General features: G+C 72.3%; 22 protein-coding genes. 6 read left to right on the plus strand and 16 right to left on the minus strand.

Annotated features, from left to right (window positions below):
* Window positions 1–107: 107 nt before the first annotated feature.
* The 5 genes from P3X83_RS10670 (at window position 108) to P3X83_RS10690 (ending at window position 3,791) form a co-directional block, all read left to right on the plus strand.
* On the plus strand, window positions 108–659 hold the full coding sequence (locus P3X83_RS10670; RefSeq protein WP_277304774.1) for a hypothetical protein: 552 nt from the start codon (window positions 108–110) through the stop codon (window positions 657–659).
* Between the two features lie 297 nt (window positions 660–956).
* Entirely contained in the window at window positions 957–1,394 is a 438-nt protein-coding gene (locus tag P3X83_RS10675) for a hypothetical protein (RefSeq protein WP_277304775.1), read from the plus strand.
* Between the two features lie 324 nt (window positions 1,395–1,718).
* Entirely contained in the window at window positions 1,719–2,450 is a 732-nt protein-coding gene (locus tag P3X83_RS10680) for a response regulator (RefSeq protein ID WP_277304776.1), read from the plus strand.
* 146 nt (window positions 2,451–2,596) lie between these two features.
* A complete protein-coding gene (locus P3X83_RS10685) occupies window positions 2,597–3,310 on the plus strand; it encodes a hypothetical protein (protein ID WP_277304777.1) in 714 nt (237 codons plus the stop codon).
* A gap of 10 nt (window positions 3,311–3,320) precedes the next feature.
* Window positions 3,321–3,791, plus strand: a complete 471-nt coding sequence (locus P3X83_RS10690) for a nitroreductase family deazaflavin-dependent oxidoreductase (RefSeq protein WP_277304778.1) — start codon at window positions 3,321–3,323, stop codon at window positions 3,789–3,791.
* A 53-nt stretch (window positions 3,792–3,844) separates the two neighbouring features.
* Here P3X83_RS10690 and P3X83_RS10695 read toward each other — a convergent pair whose 3' ends face one another.
* From P3X83_RS10695 to P3X83_RS10745, 11 genes are all read right to left on the minus strand, one after another.
* Window positions 3,845–4,477, minus strand: a complete 633-nt coding sequence (locus tag P3X83_RS10695; protein ID WP_277304779.1) for a response regulator transcription factor — start codon at window positions 4,475–4,477, stop codon at window positions 3,845–3,847.
* Window positions 4,474–5,712, minus strand: a complete 1,239-nt coding sequence (locus P3X83_RS10700) for a sensor histidine kinase (RefSeq protein ID WP_277304780.1) — start codon at window positions 5,710–5,712, stop codon at window positions 4,474–4,476. Before P3X83_RS10700 ends, P3X83_RS10695 begins: the two co-directional genes overlap by 4 nt.
* Before the next feature lie 14 nt (window positions 5,713–5,726).
* Window positions 5,727–6,887: a DUF418 domain-containing protein gene (locus tag P3X83_RS10705; protein ID WP_277304781.1), complete on the minus strand. Its 1,161-nt coding sequence runs from the start codon at window positions 6,885–6,887 to the stop codon at window positions 5,727–5,729.
* A 356-nt stretch (window positions 6,888–7,243) separates the two neighbouring features.
* Complete coding sequence (locus P3X83_RS10710; RefSeq protein WP_277304782.1) at window positions 7,244–7,477, minus strand: hypothetical protein; 234 nt, start codon at window positions 7,475–7,477, stop codon at window positions 7,244–7,246.
* A 340-nt stretch (window positions 7,478–7,817) separates the two neighbouring features.
* Window positions 7,818–8,753, minus strand: coding sequence for an amidohydrolase family protein (locus P3X83_RS10715; protein WP_277304783.1), 936 nt, complete (start codon window positions 8,751–8,753; stop codon window positions 7,818–7,820).
* Between the two features lie 25 nt (window positions 8,754–8,778).
* Window positions 8,779–9,390, minus strand: a complete 612-nt coding sequence (locus P3X83_RS10720) for a hypothetical protein (protein ID WP_277304784.1) — start codon at window positions 9,388–9,390, stop codon at window positions 8,779–8,781.
* Entirely contained in the window at window positions 9,387–10,109 is a 723-nt protein-coding gene (locus P3X83_RS10725; RefSeq protein ID WP_277304785.1) for an ABC transporter ATP-binding protein, read from the minus strand. The genes P3X83_RS10720 and P3X83_RS10725 overlap by 4 nt, the downstream gene beginning before the upstream one ends.
* Window positions 10,106–10,819 carry an ABC transporter ATP-binding protein gene (locus P3X83_RS10730; RefSeq protein ID WP_277304786.1) on the minus strand — a complete coding sequence of 238 codons (714 nt, stop codon included), beginning with the start codon at window positions 10,817–10,819 and terminating at the stop codon, window positions 10,106–10,108. The genes P3X83_RS10725 and P3X83_RS10730 overlap by 4 nt, the downstream gene beginning before the upstream one ends.
* Window positions 10,819–12,828 (minus strand): ABC transporter permease, encoded by a 2,010-nt coding sequence (locus P3X83_RS10735; RefSeq protein ID WP_277304787.1) that lies wholly within the window; start codon window positions 12,826–12,828, stop codon window positions 10,819–10,821. Before P3X83_RS10735 ends, P3X83_RS10730 begins: the two co-directional genes overlap by 1 nt.
* Before the next feature lie 34 nt (window positions 12,829–12,862).
* Window positions 12,863–14,200 carry an ABC transporter substrate-binding protein gene (locus tag P3X83_RS10740; protein ID WP_277304788.1) on the minus strand — a complete coding sequence of 446 codons (1,338 nt, stop codon included), beginning with the start codon at window positions 14,198–14,200 and terminating at the stop codon, window positions 12,863–12,865.
* Window positions 14,197–15,423 carry an FAD-dependent monooxygenase gene (locus P3X83_RS10745; protein WP_277304789.1) on the minus strand — a complete coding sequence of 409 codons (1,227 nt, stop codon included), beginning with the start codon at window positions 15,421–15,423 and terminating at the stop codon, window positions 14,197–14,199. The genes P3X83_RS10740 and P3X83_RS10745 overlap by 4 nt, the downstream gene beginning before the upstream one ends.
* 269 nt (window positions 15,424–15,692) lie before the next feature.
* Here P3X83_RS10745 and P3X83_RS10750 point away from each other — a divergent pair, with 269 nt between their 5' ends.
* Complete coding sequence (locus P3X83_RS10750) at window positions 15,693–16,433, plus strand: IclR family transcriptional regulator (protein ID WP_277304790.1); 741 nt, start codon at window positions 15,693–15,695, stop codon at window positions 16,431–16,433.
* Window positions 16,434–16,439: 6 nt separating this feature from the next.
* Here the strand turns inward: P3X83_RS10750 and P3X83_RS10755 are convergent, their stop codons facing one another.
* From P3X83_RS10755 to P3X83_RS10775, 5 genes are read right to left on the minus strand one after another with little or no spacing between them, the layout of a single operon-like run.
* Window positions 16,440–17,324, minus strand: coding sequence for a dioxygenase (locus P3X83_RS10755; protein WP_277304791.1), 885 nt, complete (start codon window positions 17,322–17,324; stop codon window positions 16,440–16,442).
* Complete coding sequence (locus tag P3X83_RS10760) at window positions 17,321–18,445, minus strand: maleylacetate reductase (RefSeq protein ID WP_277304792.1); 1,125 nt, start codon at window positions 18,443–18,445, stop codon at window positions 17,321–17,323. Before P3X83_RS10760 ends, P3X83_RS10755 begins: the two co-directional genes overlap by 4 nt.
* A complete protein-coding gene (locus tag P3X83_RS10765; protein ID WP_277304793.1) occupies window positions 18,445–19,464 on the minus strand; it encodes an ABC transporter permease in 1,020 nt (339 codons plus the stop codon). The genes P3X83_RS10760 and P3X83_RS10765 overlap by 1 nt, the downstream gene beginning before the upstream one ends.
* Window positions 19,461–20,999, minus strand: a complete 1,539-nt coding sequence (locus P3X83_RS10770) for a sugar ABC transporter ATP-binding protein (protein ID WP_277304794.1) — start codon at window positions 20,997–20,999, stop codon at window positions 19,461–19,463. Before P3X83_RS10770 ends, P3X83_RS10765 begins: the two co-directional genes overlap by 4 nt.
* A complete protein-coding gene (locus tag P3X83_RS10775; protein ID WP_277304795.1) occupies window positions 20,996–22,147 on the minus strand; it encodes a substrate-binding domain-containing protein in 1,152 nt (383 codons plus the stop codon). Before P3X83_RS10775 ends, P3X83_RS10770 begins: the two co-directional genes overlap by 4 nt.
* Window positions 22,148–22,150: the final 3 nt, after the last annotated feature.

The following is a 22,150-nucleotide window of genomic DNA, read 5'->3' on the forward strand; positions in this document are numbered from 1 at the left end:
CTCGGAGTATCAGTGAGACCACGGTCTCTATCGGCGAGCGTCGTTGTGCTCGCATCGTCGCCACCGTCGACAAGGCCACGCTGGCCGCGCTCAAGACCGACGAGCGTGTGAAGGCCGTCTACAAGGACGAACTCGGCAAGCCGGCGCTCGACGTCAGCACCAAGCTGATCGGTTCGGACAAGGCCAACCAGGCGGGCTGGACCGGCCAGGGCTCCACCATCGCGATCATCGACAACGGCGTCGACCGGGATCACCCGTTCTTCGCCGGGCGGATCGTGGGCGAGGCGTGCTTCTCCACCACCGACTCCGACCCGGAACTCCAGGCCGTCTCGTTGTGCCCCACCGGCACGACCAGCCAGTCCGGCGACGGTGCGGCGGACGTGAAGACCGCGCAGTGCATGGTGGACAAGCTGTCCGATCGGACCCTCCTGTGCTACCTGACGATCGCGCAGAACGGCAGCAAGGTCTTCCCCGAGGTCAACGACGCCCGTTCGCTCGGCAAGGCGTACAAGATCCTCGCCGCCACGAGCAAGGCGGCCAAGGCGCTGCTCGACCGTGAACTGCTGGCCGCCTGGTTCAACTGCGCCCACGGCGTCCACAACGGCTCCGCCAAGGTCCACGGCGGCACCACGCTGAAGCAGGCCATCGCCCACCGCTGAGCGGTCTCGCCTCGCCAAGAGCAGTCCGTCCAGCTCAAGGAGCGGACCGACTGCCGGTACAAGCACGTCAACAGGTAGCGAGCACCACTTGGGGGGGCGGTGCGGCGTCGCAACGCCCCCCGAGCGTCTGACATGACTCGATGATGTCTCCGTGGTCATATCCCGAACCTGAGGCAATCTTTGGCCGTGTCCCGGGAGGTCGCCGGCGACGAATGGACAATGCGCTGACTGATCGACCCGTCCGCCTATGGAGGAAATTCCGACCGTACGTGCACGACTGGACTCGAAAGGAAACCCATGCGCATCCATCGAACGCTCGGCGCCCTGGTCGGTGCCGCTCTGCTGCTGGTGACGGCGGGCGCCGTCGTCGCGCCCAGCGCACAGGCCGGTACGGCAAGCACGGCGGTGTCGCTGGACCCGCCGACCGTGAGCTCCACGAGCTGGTACTACATTCGAGCCTTCTCGAATCCGCCGTACGTGAGCCAGCCGGTGGCGGTGAGCGTCACCGGTGGCGTGCCGCCGTACTCCTACGCCTGGCAGAAGATCAGCGGGGACTACATCACCAGCGCGGCCAACCCCACCGGGAGCAGTACCGGCTGGTCGCGGCCGATTCCGCCGCGCAGCCGTAGCGGCGAATGGAGCTCCGAGTGGCGGTGCCTGGTCACCGACAGCCGGGGGATCATGGCCTACACGCCGACCGTCCACGTGAGCTTCATCTGGGAGAACGGCGACTGATGAACACCGGGGCGGGCCTCGGCCGTTCAGATGCGCCGGGGCCCGCTTCGCCGGCTGGTTCTTGTGCAGCCGGCGCCGCCCTCCGGTCAGGAGGAGAGCGAATTCGCCATGCCGCCGGCCGAGGCCGTCGAGGCTCCGCCGTACGGCGGAGGGCGGCTCCGCGCGATGGCGGAGACCGGGCGCGTACGGCTCGGCTGCCCGGCCGTGGTGGGCGTGTACGCAGGGCGGATATGGTCGGGGCGTGCTCGCGGACGCCCGAAACGCCCCATGGCAACCAGCCCGAAACGCCCTATGATCACCAGCCCGGAACAATCCATGAGACCCATGAGGATCAGGCTGGTCATCGCCGACGACCATGTCATGATCCGGGCGGGCCTGCGGCTGGTCGCGGAGAACGCGGGCGGCATCGAGGTGGTCGGCGAGGCGGCCGACGGACGGCAGGCACTCGCCGTCACCCGGGCCGAACGCCCCGACGTGCTGCTGCTGGATCTCATGATGCCCGTCATGGACGGCCTGCAGGCCGCCCGCACGCTGCTCGCCGACCCCGAGCCGCCCAAGATCGTGATGCTGACCACGTTCGGCGGCGACGAGAACCTGGACCAGGCCCTGCGCGCGGGCGTCAACGGATTCCTGCTGAAGACCTCGCCGCCCGAGCATCTGGTCGAGGCGATCCGGGTGGCCGCGGGGCTCGACGGCCTGGACGCGCTGATCGCGCAGGTCAAGGACACGGGCGTGACGGTCGGCGCGGAGGTGCGCGGACGGCCCCGGCCGCTGCCGCCGGGGCTCGACCTGTCGGCGTACCGGGTGGTCCAGGAGGCGCTGACCAACGCGCTCAAACACGCCCGCGCGGGCCGTATCGATGTCACCGTCACCCACGCGCCAGGCGCGCTGATCCTGGAGGTGATCGATGACGGCCTCGGCGGGACCGCCGGAACGGGTGGGCACGGGCTGATCGGGATGCGCGAGCGGGTGGCGTTGTACGGCGGCGAGCTGTCGGCGGGGCCGTCGCCGGGCGGTCGCGGGTACCGCGTGCACGCCAGGTTCCCGCTCGCCTGAGCGAACCCGAGCGAACCCGAGCGAATCAGCCGGGGTCCGCAGGCCCGCAGGACGGCGGAGCCCCGGTCGCCCGGCAGGCGGACGACCAGGGGGTATGCCCCGCCTTAGCGTCCTCTCCGATGGTTCGTCGTAAGGAGGGTGCCAGGATGCTGGTGTTGTCAGATCCGGTTCGTTTCCGCCGCTTGGCAGCCGGGGTGTGTCTCATCGCCGCGCCGGTCCTGTACGTCGCCGGGATCGCCGCCGATCCCGCGCTGCGACTGGGCGGCCCCACCGACACGGTCGGCCTCTACGGCCGGTACCTGGAGCAGGTGTCGGTGAGCGCGACCGTCCTGCACTGGAGCTGGGTGCTGCTCGTGCCGGGGCTGCTCGGCATGATCCATCTGGTACGTCGGCGCGCCGTGCTGCTCGGCAACGTCGCGGGCGCCGTCGCGCTGCTCGGCGTGGTGAACTTCTCCGCCCTCATGCTCGGCGACTTCTTCTACGCCCGGCTGGAGCGCGAGCTGCCCCCGGCCACCGGCGACGCGCTGGCTGATCAGGCCCTCGCCGATCCGGGGGCGATGTTCGGCTTCCAGCTCCCCGGCTTCATCGGACTCGCCGGGCTGTTCGTGCTCGGACTGGTCCTCGCCTACGGCGGCCACGCGCCGTGGTGGGCCCCGTTCGCCGTCATCGCCGGGATCTTCACCGTGCCGATCTTCTGGATCGGCACGGTGGCCGGAGGACTGCTCTACCTGGCGGGAGCGGGCGTGATCGGGCTGCACATGATCCGGATGACCGACGCCGAGTGGGCCGCCCAGCCGTCGGCCGGCGCTCCGGAAGACCGGTCAGGATTCGAGAAGCGTCCGCGCCCGGAGCGCACCTAGTGTGACCGGCATGGACACGAAACCGCAGCGTAAGCAGGGCACACCCGGGGCGTTCTCCCGGTGGACGCAGCATCGGGCGAACGCCCGAATGAACCGCAAGATCCGGCGGGGCAAGGCCACGTTCATGGGCATGGACGTCCTGATCCTCAACACGGTGGGCCGCCTCAGCGGGCAGCCGCGCGAGACCCCGGTGGCCTTCTTCCCCGACGTCGCCGCCTCCGGTGGCGAGGACTCCTGGCTGATCGTGGCCTCGGGCGGCGGAAGCCTGCACCCCGACTGGCACGCCAACCTGATGGCCAACCCCGGCCAGGTCACGATCGAGGTCGCCGGCCGGGGCACCCTCCCGGTCACCCCGCACCGCCTCGACGGCTCCGAACGCGAGCAGGCCTGGCAGGTCATCGCGGCCGCCCAGCCCCGCATCGCCAAATACCAGGCCAAATCCACTCGCCAATACCCGGTGATCCGCCTCAGCGCCCGGTGAAGGGCCCAGTGAAGGGCCCAGTGAAGGGCCCGGCTAGTGGCACGGTGTCAGCGTCAGGGGAGCAGGCCGCGGTCGTAAGCGGTGGCCACGGCGGAGGCTCGGTCGGAGACGCCGAGTTTCGTGTAGATGTGGGCCAGGTGGGTCTTCACCGTGGTCTCGCTGATGAAGAGGGCGGCGGCGGCCTCCTTGTTGGTGGAGCCACGGGCGACCAGGGCGAGGACGGTCCGTTCGCGTTCGCTCAGGCCGGCCGGGGCCGGGGTGCGGACGCGGTCGAGGACGCGGGCCGCCACCGCCGGGGACAGCACCGTCTCGCCCGCCGCCGCCGCGCGGATCGCGCGGAAGACCTCCTCGCGCGGGGAGTCCTTCAGCAGGTAGCCGATCGCGCCCGCCGTCAGCGCCGGGAGCACGTCGTCGTCGCCGTCGTAGGTGGTCAGCACGAGGACGCGGGCCGAGGGCACCCGTTCGGCCAGCAGCTCGATGAACCGCGCGCCGCCCAGGCCCGGCATGCGCAGGTCGGTCAGCACGACGTCGGGGCGTTCCCGGACGGCGATGGCCAGCCCGCGCTCGCCGTCCTCGGCCTCGCCGACGACCTCCAGGTCGGCCTGTTCGACGAACATGCCGCGCAGGCCGTCCCGGACCACGGGGTGGTCGTCCACGATGACCAGCCGTACCGGCCGCGCGCTCACGGCGCCTCCCGTTCCGCGTCGGCGGGGATCGCGGGGATCGCGGGGATCGTCACGCTGACCGCCGTGCCCTGACCGGGCGCGGACTCCACCTCGGCGTTCCCGGCGAGCCGCACCACCCGCTGCCGCATGGCCGTGAGCCCGAAGCCCCCGCCTTCCAGTTCGGCCGGGTCGAAGCCCTTCCCGTCGTCCCGGATATCGGCCACCACCACGTCCTCCATGTAAGACAGGGTGACACCGGTCTTGTCCGCTTCGGCGTGCCTGGCCACATTGGCCAGCGCCTCCTGTACAGCCCGGTACAAGGTCACCTCCACCTCGGGATGCAGCAGCCGCGCGGTGCCGGTCACGGTTAGCGTGGCGGGCAGTTCGTGCGTGGCGCTCCAGCGGGAGACCAACTCCGACAGCGCCTCCGGCAGGCGGGTCTCCGCCAGCGGCCCCGGGCGCAGGCCGTCCAGGGACCTGCGGACCTCCGTCAGGCTCTCCCTGGCGAGGCCACGGGCGACGGCCAGGCGCCGCCGTACCGCGTCGGCGTCGTTCGCGACCTCCTCGGCCGCCTCCAACTGCGTGACGATGCCCGCCAGCCCCTGGGCCATGGTGTCGTGGATCTCCCGCGCCAGCCTGCCCCGCTCACCGGCCACCCCGGTACGGCGGGCCGCCGCCAGCAGCCTTCCCTGCAACTCGGCGTTCTCCTCCCCGAGCCGGGCCAGCCGGGCGTTGGCGCCCTCCAGCGCCCGGTTGGCCGCCTGCCGTCGCTTGACCTCGGCCTCCAGAACCCTGATGCTCCAGCCGACGAACGCGGCCACCACCGCGCCGACGAACACCTGAACCCCCTGCCACGGGCTCTCCGCGTTGAGCAGTGCGTACGGACCGCCCACCGCGACGAGCGCCGTGGCCGCCACCCCCACGTAGGCGTAACGGCCCGGCAGTGCCACGAACGCCGCCGGGAAGCAGGCGAACACCAGCAGCGCGTACGCCAGGTGCCGCGAGGACAGCACCCACGTCAGCGCGAGCAGCCCGGCGAAGTAGCCCGCCATCGGCAGCAGCGCCCGCTCCGGCCAGTCGGGGTGCGCCAGCATCATCCACCAGTGCCACAGCGCGACGAGCACGGACACCCCGAGCGTGACGGCCCGATCGGGCAGCGGCACGGACGGGTCGGCCAGCGCGATCACCGTCGCCGGCGCGAGCAGGTACAGCGGCACGAGACGCCAGGCCCGCTCGCCGTCTTGGTATCGCGCCACGCCGTTCCCCCTTGCTATCGACGGCGGGGGTACGTCAGGCGCCGCAGCAACGTCTCCGCAGGCCCACGCACACCGCCCCTGCGCATGAACTCCGCCGCGACCACTGTCGCACCCCACGTGCCGATCGCCAACGCGACCGTGGCGGCGGACCCCAGCCGGCCGCCGAGCCCCAGCGTATAGGGGGCCAGCAGGGCCACGAAGATCACGGATTGCATGAGGTAGCACGTCATCGAACGCTGCCCGCAGGCCGCCAGCGCGGTCACCAGCGGGCCGCGCCGCGCCGTCCCGGCCCGTGTTTCGATCCGCTGGGCGATCAGCGCGATCAGGGCCGCGTAGCCGAGGCCACCGGCGATGCCGGACACGATGTGGAGGGCGTTGAACGCAGCCATCGCGGCGGCGGCGTCCGTGTGGACGAACCCGCCCGCGTTCAGCCCCACCGGGAGCCCGCCGAGCACGGCGACGAGCGGACCCCACAGGGCGGCCCGCCGCAGCAGCCGATCCGGGACGGCCGGCAGGTCCCGCCGTCCCGCCCACATGCCGACCAGCGCGGCACTGCCCACGCCCAGCATCCCGACCGGCGTCATCAGCCACTCCATCGGCCGCAGCAGCAACGCGGTCACCGGGTCCTCGACGGCGAACGACCAGAAGTACGTCCGCTCGTTCGTGCCGTACGGCGTGCTGTAGGCCAGCGTGGACGCCAGGGCGACGGGCACCAGCCAGGCCCCGGCGATGATCAGCAGGGTCCGGTCGCGCACCCGTAGCAACCGGCACAGCACGAGGCCGAGCAGCCCGTAGACGCCGAGCACGTCCCCGGAGAACAGCAGCGTGGCGTGCACCGCCCCGAACGCGATCAGCCACGCGCTCCGCCGCCGCAGCACCCGCCGCCCCTCGTCGTCGTCACGCCGCCGCGCCCAGATCCGCGCCACGCCGTAGCCGAGCAGCGCGGCGAACATCGGGTAGGCCCGGCCGTCGACGAACGTCATGTTCAGCGCGGCCGTGACCCGGTCGAGGAGACCGTGCTCGATGATGTGCTGCCGGACGCCGTACGGCCGGCCGTACAGGTAGATGGCGGAGTTGGCCACGGCGATCAGCGCCAGCATGACCCCTCTGGCCAGGTCGGGCGCAAGCTGCCGCTCCCCCTCCCCAACCGGCCGCAACCCCAGGGCGACTACCACGTTCCCTCCTCGGCTCGACGTCTCCCCCGAGTGTGCGAGACCGGGCAAGGCCCCCGAATCGTGCGACAGTGCGCCCTTCACCAGCAGACGAACGATCCCCCCATCCCCCATTCGGAGGATCCGCCAGCCCCTGCCGCCCCGCTCTTGTACTCCCAGGGAGCGCGCTGACGCGCACCCAATCGCCCTCGCTTCACTCGGACCCTTTCTCGGGCCGGGCTCCGCCCGGCGCTCGCGCCGCCTCGGCCGCCTGGATTCCCCGACCAGACTGCGACATCCCTGAGCGTGACCCGCCCAGTGCCTCGAACAGGCAGGACAGCACGACCCCACAGCCTGACGCGCCCTGTCGCGCGCGGAGTTCACCCGTTGGCGGACGCTTGCGAGCGCCTGCGCTGCCGGTGGATCATCCAGACCGCCAGGACACCATCGAGAACGAAACTCAGAGCCAGCGCGACATAGCCCGCGGTCTTATACGGCCCGACTACATACGGACTCTCTCCGTAATGCTTCGCCAGCGCGAGCAGCGCGACCACCATGCCGACGACGACCATCTGGGCGGCGACGAAAACGGCGATGACCCTCATGATCGGCATGCCGGAAATCGTACGACAGGACGCCTGTGAGCGTACCTGTCATCGTCGGCCGAGACCTCCTCGACGACATCGGCCAGAGGGCCGCCGATCTCTACGGCGAGTTGGAGTCGGCGCTGGTCAGGGCCACTGCCGTGCGGCTGGGAGAGGCCGTCGGCCAGCGCCTCTCCGAGCAGGATGAGCCGCACGCCGTCGTCCTTCCTTCCGGCCGTCCCGCGGGCGGGGGGTGCGGTGGTGTGTACGTGCAGGGCGACGGGGCGAGTGGGTGGGAGGGCGTTCGTGCGCACCCTCCGTCAGGGACGGGGAGATGGGTGGGGGCGCGCCCGATCGCGGGGGATGAGGGTTATGGGGTGGGGGTGAGGCGTTGGGTGGCTTTGGGGAAGAGGGCGGCGGCGCGGTGGAGGATGGAGGTGGATTGGGCGGGGGAGAGGGCGGTGGAGTGGGTCAGCGCGTGGAGGTTGGCGGTGGCGGAGGCCTCGGTGGTGCAGGGGGCGCCCCAGTCGCTGCCGTAGACGATGTGGTCGGGGCCGACGGTGGCGAGGGCCGGGAGCAGGGATTCCGCTGTGGCGGTCGCGGCCGTGTCCACGTACAGCCGGGCGACCTGCTCGTCGATCTCGATCGGTGAGATGCCGTGTGGTACCCATGCTTCGCCGCCGAGCAGGCGGAGGCGTCCGGTCAGGGCCGGGAAGGCGCCTCCACAGTGCGCGATGATGAAGGTGATGTCCGGGTACCGGGTGAACGTCCTGCGGAACAGCATGTCGAAGACGGTCCTGGCGGTTTCGAAGGCCACTTCGTACAGCGGCGCCGGGTGGCCCAGGACGGCCGGACGGCGGGCGTCCGGGTGAACGAAGACCACGGCCCCCCAGTCGTCGAGCAGCGCCCACAGCGGGTCGAGCGATTCGTCTCCCAGGTGCACGCCGCCTCGATGGGCGGTGACCGCGAACCCGTCGGGGTCCAGGTGTGCGCGTGCCCGCTTCGCCTCCTCCAGCGCGGCCGGCGGGTCGTCGGTGGGAAGCGCGGCGAGGAGGCCGAACCTCGACGGGTGGCCGGCCACGAGGCGTGCCCCGTAGTCGTTGGAGGCGCGGACGGCGGGCACCGTGCCGGGGACGTTGCTCAGCAACTGCATGGCCGTTCCGGACGAGTCCATGTAGGCGAGCGTCCGTTCCAGGGACCATTCGTAGGGTTCGGGGAAGTAGATCCCTCTGCCGAGCATGGCCTGCCACGCGCGGGTGCGTTCGTCTTTCGTGCTCGGCAGGGAGAAATGGGCGTGAACATCCATATATCCCCATGTCGTAGGTCGTCGTTCATCGGGTGAACAGCGCCAGACCTTTCTCGATCTCCGAGAGCGGGCTCCGGGCGAGGCTCGGCGCCAGCAGTGCTCGCGCCTCCGCCGGGGAGATCAGGGCCGCCGGATCCACCTCGTCCACCCGCCAGCTCCCGCTGTCGTCGTAGATGTACTCGCCCGCGAGCCGCCCCTCGCGGTACGGCCAGCACGCCGCGAAGTTGTGCGAGACCTGGTAGACACCCCCGGGCTCGACGTCCTCTCCGGCGAGTGCCGGGTCGGTGCCGCGTACCACCTGGGCGAACACGGCCTCGATGAAGATGCCGTGGTCGGAGACGGCCACGTTCTCCTCCAGCGCGCCGAACACGTTGGCGCCCTCGGAGACGATGCCCGAGTAGAAGGCGCGGACCTCGGCCATGCCGTCCAGCACCAGGGTCCGGCCCCGTTCGGTGATGCGGTAGACCGGGTGGTCCGCCGTCATGGCGGGAATGAGGATGTCCTCCCAGTGGCCGGACACCTCCAGCAGCGCGTGCCTGCGGTAGTTCTTCAGCATGTGCCGGTGCGCGGGGTTCTCGACGACCGCGAGCGCGGCATCGACACCTTCGGTGATGTCCCGTACGTCGAACACCTTCATCGTTGTCTCCCTTGCGAATGTTCTTGGTCGCCGAGGTAGGCCCCGGCCAAGTCGTCGATCCTTGAGCGCATCTCCGTCGTGGTGCCCGCCGCGACCACCGTCCCACCTGCCATGACGTGGACACGGTCGACCCACCGCAACGCCACGTGCACGTGTTGTTCGACGATGAGGACTCCGCATTCCCGCTCGGTCGCGATGCGGCGGAGCACCGGGAAGAACGCGTTGACGATGAGGGGCGCGAGCCCGAGGCTCATCTCGTCCACGATCAGCAGGGCGGGATCGCGGCACAGGGCCCGGGCGAGCGCGAGCATCTGCGCTTCCCCGCCGGACAGTGCGGCGACCTTACGGCCGCCCAGTTCCCGCAGCGCCGGGAAGTACTCCAGCACCGTCTCCGCCGAATCGCGGGTACGGCAGGCGAGCCGGAGGGTCTCGTCCACGGTCAGGGACGGGAACAGCGACCGGTCCTCGGGGACGTGCTGGATGCCGGCCCGTGCGCGGCGTGTGGGCGGCAGCCCGGTGATCGACCGGCCGTCCAGCCGGATCTCGCCCGCGTACGTGCCGACCAGGCCGGAGATCGCCAGCAGGGTCGTGGTCTTCCCGGCGCCGTTGGCGCCGAGCAGGGCGACCAGTTCCCCTCGATCCACCCTCAGTCCGACATCGCGGACGACGGGGACGGCCGTGTATCCGGCGCTGAGACCGGAGACTTCGAGCAGGCTCACGGTGACTCCTCCTCGGTGCCCAGGTAGGCCGCGATGACCCGGGGGTCGTTGCGCACTTCGCGGGGGGTGCCACAGGCGATGACCGTGCCCAGGTCGAGCACGTACACCCGGTCGCAGACGCCCAGCACGAGCGGCATGTCGTGATCGACGAGGACGACCGACGTGCCAGAGGCGACGACGTCCCGCAGGATCGCGCCCAGCAGGGCGCGTTCGCGGGCGTCGAGCCCGGCGGCGGGTTCGTCCATCAGCAGCAGCTTGGGCGCACCGGCCAGCGCGCGGGCGACGCCGACCAGGACCCGCTGGCCGTGGGACAGTTCGCCCGGCATCCGGCCGGCCAGCCCTTCGATGCCCAGCCGTGCCAGGACGTCCGCGGGCTCACCGTCCCGGCCCCGGACGGCGAGCAGCACGTTCTCGGCGACGGTCAGGTCCTCGAAGAGCTGGAGTGTCTGCCACGTCCTGGCGACGCCCATGCGCGCCCGCTCCGACGGCCGCCGGTGCCGGAGGTCGTATCCGTCCAACGTGAGCACGCCACCGGTGATCCGGGCGAAACCGGTGATCGCGTCGAGCAGTGTGCTCTTGCCCGCACCATTCGGCCCGATCACGCCGACCAGTTCGCCCGGCCGGATCTCGGCGCCGACCTGGTCCAGGGCGCGGACGCCGCCGTAGTGGACGCACACCGCCTCGGCGCGCAGCAGCGGTATCGCGGACATCACGACTCTCCCATCGCCGCCGCGCGGCGCGGCGTTCTTCGTCGCCGGGTCGCGCCGCGCAGCGTGCGTGCGGCGTCGGCGAGGCTGACGGCGACGCCGTTCGGCGATCCGATCACGGTCAGGATCACCGCGAGCCCGGCGAACAACGGCTGGTAGTCGGGGGCGATCCCGAACCAGGTGGTCACGGCGTGGAACAGCAGTCCCTGGGCGACCAGCAGGCCGCCGACGAGCGCGCCGCTGACCGTCCCGACCCCGCCGAGCACGGCGACACCGAAGAACGCGATGGAGGTCAGCGGCCCGAAGCGGTCCGCGCTCACCCCGGCGAAGTTGTAGCCGTACAGGACGCCGGCGGCGCCCGCGAGGAGGCCGCCGATCGCGAACGCGGCGGTCTTGACACCCCCGACGTTGACGCCCGCCGCCGCGGCGGCGGCCTCGCTGGAGCGTACGGCGAGCATCCGCGCGCCGAGCGCAGAGCGCCGGATCCACACCACGAGCAGCGCGCACAGCAGCAGGACGGCGAAGACGACGAGGCCGAACCCGCTGGTGGGCGGCTCCATCCCCCAGAACGAGCGGGACGGCGAGATCTCCATGCCGAACACCGCGATCGGCTCGACGTTCGCGGGCCGCAGCCCGCTGCCCCACTGCGGGTTGCCGAACCAGAAGCGCTGGGCGGCCACGCCTCCGGCCAGGGTGAGCACCGCGAGTTGGAGGCCGCGTACCCGGCGGGCGGGCACCGAGAACACCAGGCTGGTGATCACGGCCGCCGCGATCCCGGCGATCGGCGGCAACGGGAACGGCAGCCCCGCGTCGGTGCCGGCGGCGGCGGTGATGTACCCGGCGGCCCCGGCCACGGCCATCTGGGCGAAGGAGATCTGGCCCACGAAACCGGTCGTGACGACGACCGACAGGCACAGCAGCGCGCCGAGCATGGAATTGATCAGCGCCTGTCGCCAGTCGAAGGGCAGCCCGGCCAGCGCCGCGACCACGACCACGGTCCCGATGACGGCGGCGGGCCCGGCATGCCGGGGCCGTGGCGCGCGCGGCATCGACGGCGCGAGTGCGGTCAGCCGGTCGGGCAGCGTGCGCCCGCGCAGGTAGAGGACCACGGCCAGCACCAGGAACGGCACCAGCTCGGTCAAGCCGGGCAGCGGTCCGCCCTCGGCCTGGGGAAACCACGGCTGCCCCTGGAAGAGGGCGATCAGCGAGTTCACCATGCCGAGCCCGAACGCCGTGGCGACGGTGACGCCGAGCGAGGAGAAGCCGCCGAGCAGGGCGGCCGTCAGCACCGGCACGACCAGCAGGGTGAAGGCCACCGGCTGGAGTTGCGTGGTGGGCGCGGCGAGCATGCCGAACAGTCCGCCGAGCACCCCGGCGATCACCCAGTTGGCGGCCTCCAGGCGCGTGGTGGACAGGCCGAGGAGCACCGACCCCTTCATGTTGTCGGCCGCCGCGCGGGTGGCGATTCCGAACCGGGTGTGCCGGTAGAGGGCCCACAACAGGGCCGTCACCGCGATCACCAGACCGGCCAGGAGCAGCCGGTCCGCCGGGATCGTCACACCGAGCAGCGCGACCGATTCCTGCGGCAGGACGGCGGGGGCGGCGACCGGGTCGGCCCCCCAGCGCAGGACGATCACCGCCTGCACCGTCAGCAGCACCCCCGATGAGGCGACGATCTTGGCGAGCGGGCCCGCCGAGGCCAGCGGCCGGTAGACCAGCAGGTACTGGGCCAGGCCGAGGACCGCCGCCAGGACCAGGCCGACCAGCAGCGCGGGCAGGGTGTCGAGCGGCTGCCGGTCGGCCGTCAGGGGAATCGGGATCGGCAGCGCCAGGACGCCGGTCGTGCGCAGCTCGGAGTAGGTGTAGGCGGAGTAGGCGGCGGTGGCTCCGGCGGCGATGTTGATGACGCCCGAGGAACGGAAGGTCACCACCATGCCGGTGGCGAGCCCGGCGATCAGCGCGCCGTACCCGAGCCCCAGCAGCATGAAGGCGAGGATCTGCTCGAGGCCCATCATCGCGCCCCGAGCCGATACGTGTGCGGATGGTTCACTGCGCGATACCGATGCTCTCGGCGTTCACCTCGACGGACGGCTTCCAGCGGTCGCCGCCCTGGTATTCGGCCAGGAAGACGGTGGTCGAGCAGAGCGACGGCAGGCCCTTGTCCGCGAGGAAGCCGCAGTCGATGCGCTCCGGCCCGAGGAACAGCGGGCCGGTGAAGCCCCGCCACCACTCGGCGACCTTGGTGGGCTCGGGCTCGGCGCCCAGCCGGTTCAGCATCTTGGCATTCAGGATGATCGAATTCCAGGCGTAGGGGGCGAGCCCGCCGGCCTTGGCGTTCGGGGCATAGGTCTGCATGACGCTGCGGTAGATCGCGGCCTGCTGGTCCGTCCCGGGGGACAGCACGTTGCGGGACTGGCCGACGTACGTCCACTTCGGCAGGTCGCCGCCGTTGGCCTTGCGCACCGAGTCGTCGGTGCAGAAGTCGAGCGCGATGACCGGCGCCTTGACGCCGAGCTGCTGGACGGCACGCGCGGTAGGCACGCAGCTCGGCGTGCTCGCGATGCGCACCACCGCGTCGGCGTCCAGCGCGCCCGCCGAGACCAGCGCGGAGGCGACGTCGGCGGAACCGGTCTGGGTGGCGACCTGCTTGAACGTGACGCCGAGGTGCTTGAACGCGGTGGCGACCGACTTGGCGCCGAACGACGAGCCGGGGTCGTCGCCGTCGTAGACCACGGCGACGCGCTCGGCCTTCAGCACGTCGGCGACGTACTTGGCGATGCCGCCCTGGATCCCGTAGGAGCCGGGCCACGGCTGGTAGACGTCCTTCGCGGCGACGTCGGTGGGGGAGGCCGGGGTCTGCCCGACGACCGCCTTGCGTCCGCGCAGGGTGTCGTAGACGGACGCGGTGCCGACCGTCAGCAGGCTGAGCTGGACGACCTTCACACGGTCGTCGCCCGCCATCTTCTGCGCGCAGTTCAGCGCCTCCTCCTGCGCGGAGACGACCACGCAGGGCACCAGTTCGAGCGGACGGCCGTCGATGCCGCCCAGCTTCTCGTTGACGAACTTGACGCCCGCCTCCGCCGCGACCAGCGCCTCGGGGAAGCTGGGGATGCCGCCCTGCTGGGTGATGAAGCCGAGGTGCACCGGAGGCTTGCTGGTGTCGGCGGCCTTCGCGGTGCCGCCGACGTAGGTGCTCAAGGTGCTCTGCGCAACGCCCAGGTCCGGCAGCCCGGACGTGCCGCCGGCCGTCGGCGCCGGGCTTTCGCTCACCTTCGCGCCCTGCTCGGACGCCTGGCCGGAGCAGCCGGTGAGCCCCAGGAGCAGCACGGCCCCCGCCGCTGCCGCCGTCGCCCGCCGTGCACGGCCAGAGATGTGATCGGTCATTTCTTCGAGCCCTTCAGTTCGAGGTCGTTCGTGGTGAGCCCGAGCTCCGGGTCGTGGCCGTAGATCCATCCGTTGTGCGTCAACGGGTCCTCTTTTGCGAACGACTCGTCCCGGACCTGTTGTGCAGGGCCGTCGGGCAGGTGGTTGGTCTCGGCCCGGTCCCGGCTCGCCTGCTGGACCCGGGTGGCACGAGGGCGGCGGATTCGCTCGTAGCGTTCGAGCGCGGCCGACGGGTCGGTGGGCTGGTCGGCGAGGCAGCGGGCGAGCACCGCCGCGTCCTCGATGGCCTGCGCGGCCCCTTGGGCGTAGAACGGGAACATCGGGTGCGCCGCGTCGCCGACCAGCGCGATCGGGCCGTTGGTCCAGCGGGGCAGCGGGTCGCGATCCAGGAGCGCCCACTGGCCGGTACGGTCGGCCGCCGCGAGCAGCGCGGTCAGCTCCGGCGCCCAGCCGGCGAACTCCGCCCGAAGGTCCTCGGCCCGGCCTTCGGCCGACCAGGACTCGGTCGTCCAGTCGTGCGCCGGTCCGAAGGCGACGATGTTGACCTGCGCGCCCCCGGAGATCGGGTAGTGCACCAGGTGCCGGCCGGGGCCCAGCCAGAGCGTCTGCACCGGGCGCAGCGCGAACGACGGCGCGCGGTGCGCGGGCACCAGACAGCGGTAGGCGCACATCCCGGAGAACCTCGGCGCGCCGGTGCGGGCCACGAACCGCCCGACGGTGGTGTGCACGCCATCGGCACCGATGACGACGTCCGCGTTCACCCGCGCCCCGTCGGCGAAGGTGATCTCGACGTCGTCGGCACGCCGCTTCACCTGGGCGACGCGGCTGTTCAGCCGGAGCGCCGACGCGGGGAACGCGGCCCGGACCACGTCGAGAAGGTCGGCGCGGTGGGCGACATAGCACTGCTCGCCGTAGCGGCGCTCACATTCGTCGCCGAGCCGCTGGGAGAACAGCACCCGGCCGTCGGCCCAGCGCCGGAACTCCCAGCCGATTTCCAGCGCGACCGCGCGTGCGCTCAGCCGTTCGAACTGGCCGAGCCGGCGCAGCAGCCGTACCGCGTTGGGGGACACCACGAGCCCCGCTCCGACCTCGGTCAGTTCCCTGGCCTGCTCGTACACGGTCACGTCGAGTCCGGCACGGTGCAGGAACGCCGCTGTCGCCAGGCCGCCGATCCCCCCGCCGACGACGGCGATCCGGGGGGACGGCCGGTCGCTGATGCCCATTCGTGAACTCCTTCTGAGGGGGGAAGCGGGATGCGGACGGCGCGAGTGGCGCGGGCGTTCCGGTGTGCGAGCGCGAAGATCCCGTGAGGGAGGCGGCGGAAGTGCCGGCCACCTGGCCGTAGACTCGGCCGGCGGGCTTGCCCCTACGATCCGTGGCGGGTGCGCCGCACCGCAGCACGTTGTCCGCTGAACGGACTCCTTCCTGGTCCGGGCCGCCGGGCGAACCGCAGAATGACACCGGCGCCGCCGGGACGAAGCAGGTGATCGACATGGCCAACAGCACCGATCGTGGCCGTACGGTCACCTCTCGGGTCCTCGCCGTCCTGGGAGCCTTCACCCCGGCACGGCCGGAGCTGACGCTGGCCCAGATCTGCCGGATCACGGGCCTTCGCCACGCCACCGCGCATCGGCTGGTCCGCGAACTGGTCGGCTGGGGCGCGCTGGAACGCGTCCCGAGCGGCGCGTACGTGGTCGGGCTCCGGCTGTGGGAGCTGGGCACGCTCAACCCGCGCGGGCTGCCGCTGCGGGTCCGGGCGATGCCGTTCATGGAGGACCTGCACGCCGCCACTCGGCAGCACGTGCAGCTCGCCGTCCTGGACGGCGGCGCGGCCCTCGTCGTCGAGCGCATCTCGGCGGCCGGGGCGGTGCCCGTCGTCTCCCAGGTGGGCGGGCGCCTGCCGCTGCACGCATCGGCCGTGGGCAAGGTGCTGCTCGCGCACGCCGACGACGGCCTGTTCGCCGAGGTGACCGGGGACGGCCTGGCCCGCTTCACCACGGCGACCGTCACCGACCCGGCGGCGCTGCGGGTGGCACTGGCCGAATGCCGCCGGACGGGCGTCGCCGTGGTGCGTGAGGAGATGAGCGCGGGCGCCTACTCGGTGGCGGCGCCGATCACCGACGCCAAGGGGCGGGTGATCGCCGGGCTTTCCGTGGTCGGGCCGGATCCGGCGATCCACCGGCTGGTGCCCGCCGTCCTGATGGCCGGCCGCGGCATCTCCCGTGGCGCGTAAGCCCGCTCATTTCCCCTCCGGGGTGAGCACGATGTCGAACCGCGCCTGGGACCAGGTGCCGCCGACGGCCCGGCCGTCCGGTGCGGGCGTACCGGCCGGGTGGCGCTCGAAGTCCTTGACCAGGGAGTCCTTGACGCCGAAGACGCTGTCGCGGTCGAGCAGTTCGTCGCCCCGGACGAAGATGTGCGTCACCAGCCGGCGGCACCCGGCGGCGGTGACCATGAAGTGCAGGTGGGAGGCGCGCATCGGGGAGCGTCCGGTGGCGGCGAGCAGTTCGCCGACCGGGCCGTCGTGCGGGATCGGGTAAGGCGTCGGGGTGATCCCCCAGAACGCGTAGCGGCCGTCGTCGCCGCTGATCAGGTGGGCGCGTCCGGCGGTGCGGTCGTCGTCGTACTGCACGTCGTACCGGCCGTCCTCGTCGGCCTCCCAGACCTCGATCCTGGCCCCCGGCACCGGACGGCCCGCCGTGTCGGTGACCGTCCCCTCGACCAGGCAGGGCTCACCGGGGGCGCCGAAGGCGATGTCGCCGCCGATCGGCACCCGCGGGCTGTCCTCGACGAAGAACGGCCCGAAGACGGTGGCCTCGGTCGCGTCGCCGTGGGCCTCGTCGTTGATGGTGATGGTCTGCATCGAGGCGCCGAGCACGTCGGAGAGCAGGATGAACTCCTGCCGCTTGGGGCCGGTGATGTCACCGGCCGCGGTGAGGAAGGCGATCCCGGCGGCCCATTCCTTCTCGGTGAGCCGCACCTCGCGCAGGAAGCCGTGCAGGTGACGGACCAGCGAGAGCATCACCTCCCGGAGCCGGGGGTCGGCGCAGTCGTCGAACGACCGCAGCACCCGGTCCAGCAGGACGGCCTCGCGGCGTTCCCGTTCGTCTGATGGGGTGGTCACGATGTTCCTCCCGGGGTGGATCCGGTCCAGGCGGCGCGCAGGAGCGCGGCCAGCTCCGGCCGGTTCACGGGTCGTGGGTTGGCGTAGGGGGCGGCCAGCACCTCGTCGGCCACCCGGTCGAGGTCGGCCTCGGCGACCCCCAGTTCCCTGAGACCGCCGGGAACGCCCGGCCCGGTCGCCAGGGCCGCGAGCGCGGCGGCGGCGTCGTACGCGCCGAGCGCCCTGCGCAGCGCGGCATCGGCGCCCGGGGCGGCGGGCAGGTTGTAGGCGGCGACGTGCGGCAGCATGACGGCGTGCGTCTCGGCGTGCGGCAGGTTCAGCATGCCGCCCAGCACGTGACACAGCTTGTGGTGCAGGCTCATCGTGGTGGCGCCCAGGCAGGCGCCGCACAGCCAGGCCCCGCGCAGCGCCGCCTCCCGTCCTGCCGTGTCGCCCGTGTCGCTCGTGTCGCCCGTGTCGGCGGCGAGCGACGGCAGCGCGGCGGCGAGGTCGCGGACCCCCTGTTCGGCCATCGCCGCCACCACCGGCGAGCCGTCCGGCGCGTACAGGGCCTCGACGGCGTGCGCGATCGCGTTGACCCCGCTGGTCACCGAGACGGCGGCGGGGAGCGTCATGGTCAGGTCGGGGTCGTAGACGACGCCGCGCGGCAGCACGACCGGGTCGCGTCCGGTCGTCTTGCGGCCGTTCTCGGTGAGGCCCCAGATGGGGGTCATCTCCGAACCCGCGTAGGTCGTGGGCACCGCCACCACGGGCAGGCCCCGCCGCAGCGCGAGCGCCTTGCTCAGGCCGATCGTGGAGCCGCCGCCCGCGGCGACGCAGCCGTCGGCGGCCAGGCCGTCCGCGACGGCCTCGGCGGCGGCCACGGTCTCGACCGGCACGTGCATCCTCGCCTGGTCGAACACGCCCACGGCGCGCGGGCCGAGCAGGCCGGCCACCCGCGCGGCGAGGTCCCGCTGCTGCGGGGTGGACAGCACCAGTATTCGCCGCGCCCCGGTCCGTTCGGCCTCCTCGGGGAGCCGCGCCAGGCTTCCCCGGCCGAACACGACCCGCATCGGCAGGGCCTCGTAGACGAAGCCGCCTTCGTGAACAGAGCCGCCTTCGTGAACAGAGCCGTCCGTCATTAGTCCCTTGCCTTTCCGGTTCGCCCGCGTCGCCTGGCCAGCAAGGTGGAGATCGCCACCGCGACGACGAGGGCCGCGCCGTTGAACACGTCGGGCACCCAGTCGGCGGCGCCCGCCAGGGTGAGCCCGCTCACCGACACCGCGACGAACAGCGCGCCGACCACGGTGCCGAGCACGTTGTAGCGGCCGGGGTCGATCGCGGTGCCGCCGAGGAAGACCGCGGCCAGCGCCGGGAACAGCAGGTCCACCCCGCTGTTCACCAGGCCACCGCCGTTGCGCGCGGTGAGCAGCACGCCGGCGATCCCGGCGAGCCCGCCGGAGATCACGAAGGCCAGGAACGACATCCGGGTGACCGAGATGCCGACCAGGCGGGCGGCGGCCGGGTTGCCGCCGACGGCCTGCAACCGGCGTCCGGCGGCGGTGCGGCCGAGCACGAACCAGCAGGCCGCGATGACGGCCGCCACCGGCCAGATCACCTGGGGCAGCCCGAGCCAGACCCCCGATCCGAGATCGCGCAGCGGCTGTGCGATGTCGCGGGTGATGCCCACCCCGCCTGTGTACCACTGCACGACGCCGGGCAGAAGCGTGGCGGTGCCGATCGTGACGATGAACGCGTTGAGCCGGAGCACCGCCACCAGGGTCGCGTTGACCAGCCCGACGGCGAGCCCGGCCAGCAGGCCGCCGGCCACGCCCACCGCGAGCGGGGCCCGGAAGTCGGACAGCAGCGCCGCGCAGGTGATCGACGACACCAGCGAGGTCGCCGCTACGGAGAAGTCGAAGTGCCCGGCGACCAGCGGGAAGATCGCCGCGATGCCGAGCACCGACACCACGGCGATGTTGCCCAGCACCGCCTGCAGGTTCGCCGGCGTGGGGAAGGCCGCCGAGCTGGCGGGCAGCACGCTGAAGAAGACGAACACCGCGCCGAGCAGCAGGACCAGGCCGTAGCGCTCGCCGAGCCGCCGCAGCGCGGCGGACCGCGCAGGCCCGGGCGCCGTGCCCGGCACGGCGGTGGCGCTCATGACGCCTCCCGGTCGGTGTAGGAGTGCCGGACGATGGAGGTGACGGTGACCTCGGGGCCGGACAGCCGCGCGGTCACGCGACCGGCGCGCAGCACCACGACCCGGTCGCAGAGGTGGGCCAGTTCCTCGACGTCGGAGGAGGCGACCACGACGGCGGCGCCCCGCGCGGCGACCGTCCGCAGCCGCCGGTAGATGTCGGCCCTGGCCAGCACGTCCACCCCCTGGGTGGGCTCGTCGAGCAGCAGGACGCGGGGCGCGCGTTGCAGCCAGCGGGCGACCACGACCTTCTGCTGGTTGCCGCCCGACAGCCGGGTGATCGTCTGGCCGGGGGCCGACGCCTTGATCCTGAAGTCGTCGATCGCGGTCCGGGTCGCGGCCCGCTCGCTGGAGGGCCGCAGCCACGACCAGCGCACATGCCGCTCCAGGGTGGCGATCGTGGTGTTGCGCGCGATCGAGAAGTCGCCGAACAACGCGTCGCCGTGGCGGTCCTCGGGGACCAGCGCGACCCCGGCCCGCATGGCGGCGGGCACGGACGGCGGCAGCGGCCGTCCGCCGATCGAGATCGAGCCGGATCGCGGCCTGACCGCGCCGAACAGGCTGCGCAGCAGGGTCGAGCGCCCCGAGCCGAGCAGCCCGGCCACGCCCAGGATCTCCCCGGCGTGCGCCTCCAGGCCGACCTCGCGCAGCGGTCCGGCACAAAGGCCCCGGACCTGGACCACCGGTGGTTCCTGCGGCGTGGCGGGCCCGGCCGTGGCGCGCTCCGGATAGAGGGCCTCCACGGGCCGGCCCGCGATCAGCTCGGCCAGGCCGAGCCCGTCGAGGTCCGCCGTGGGACGGCAGGCGGCGACCACGCCGTCCCGCAACGCCGTCACCTCGTGGGCCAGCGACAGCACCTCGGCCGACCGGTGGCTGACGTAGAGGATGGCCTGCCCGGCGTCGGCCCGCCGGGCCAGCGCCTCAAGCAGGACGTCCACCTCGTGGTGGGGCAGGCTTGCGGTCGGCTCGTCGAGCACCAGGACCTGGTCCGGTTCGTCGTCGGCGAGCGCGCGGGCGATGGCCACCATGGTGCGGTCCGCCGGGCGCAGGCCGCCCACCTTCGCCTCCGGGGCGATCGGGAGGCCGAACCGCTCCAGCCTGGCGGCCGTGTCCCGGCGCAGCCGCGACCACGACACGGCCCCGAACCTGGCCGGGTATCCGAGGGACAGGGCGAAGTTCTCCGCCACGGTCATGTCGAGGAGCAGGCCGAGGTCCTGATGCACGAATCGCAGCCCGGCGCGCTCGGCCGCCGCCGCCGTGAAACCCGCGAGGCCGGTGTCGGGACGGCCCGGCCCGCGCAGGACGCCCGAGTTCGCGGGCTCGATACCGGCCAGCACCTTGATGAAGGTGGACTTGCCCGACCCGTTGCCCCCGGCGAGGGCGTGGATCCGGCCGGAGCGCAGGGTCATCGAGACGCCCTTGAGCACCGGGACATCGCCGTAGGACTTCCGCACGTCCTCGACCCGGAGGACGACGTCGTGCGGGTCAGAGGCGGTCATCGCCCCCACGCCTTGCGGTACGCGGAGCGGAAGTCCACGGGTGTGGCGTAGGCGCCCGACCCGGGCAGGTTGGCCTTGGCGTCGATGATCTGGAAGCCGAGCCCGGCGGGGGCGGGCTTCTCCCCGGCGAAGGCCCTGATCAGGGTGTCCACGGCGGCCCAGCCGTACCAGTCGATGGGCTGGCCGACCGCGGCGTGCTGGCCCCGGTCGCCGCGCACGAGGTCGAGGTTGGGCGGCAGGCCCTCGCCGCCGATCAGGCGCAGCTCGTCCTCGCGGGGCGATCCGGCGACGGCCTGCGCGGCCCCGGCCAGTACCAGCGAGTCCAGCGGGACCGACACCCAGGTGGCGTCGGGGTGTTTGAGCAGCGCCGACTCGATGATCTGGCGCACGTCGCCGAACGTGTTGTGCGTCACGTCCACGGTGTGGACGCGGCAGCCGGAGCACCCGGCGATGCCGTCGGTGAACCCCCGGTGCAGCGTCTCGCCGATGGTCGTGCCACGGAAGACCAGCTCCACGATCGACGCCTTGCCGCCCGACCGCGCCGCGATCCACTCGGCCCGCGCCCGGCCGATGGCCTCCTGGTAGGCGGTGTTGGTGGGGTGATCCTCCGATGGAACGACCGAGGCGGTGAACAGCTTCTCCCCGCCCGCGCCGGTGTCGCAGTCGAAGCCCCAGAAGTCGACGGTGAGCACGCCGGCGGCCTTGGCCTCGCTGAGCGGCTGCTGGACGTCGGAGCAGCCGATGGCCTCTGTGATGATCGCGTCCTGGCGGGCGGCGACGCCCTGGCGTACGCACTGGGCGAAGGCGCCTCCGGCGTTCAGCTTGCCGTCGCAGATCTGGGCCTGCCAGCCGACGGCCTCGGCCGCCTCCTTGGCCGCCTCGGCGCCGGTCTGGCAGCCGATCGCGCTCTGGCCGCAGGAGACGATCCACACCTTCTTGCCCTTGGGGGCGGCGGGAGCGGAGGTCGGCGGAGTTCCGTAGGAGGTTCCCTTGATGAGTTCGTCGAGGGCCTTGCTCCCGCCGTCCGTCGTGCCGGTGTTCGTGCCGGTGTTCGTGGTGGCGGTCGTGCCGGGCGAGCAGGCGCCGAGGGTGAGGATCCCCGCGCAGAGCAGGGCGAGCGGGCTGCGCCGCCAGGTCTTGCTGGACAACGT

This window comes from Spongiactinospora sp. TRM90649 (assembly GCF_029382225.1).
Lineage (GTDB): Bacteria > Actinomycetota > Actinomycetes > Streptosporangiales > Streptosporangiaceae > Spongiactinospora.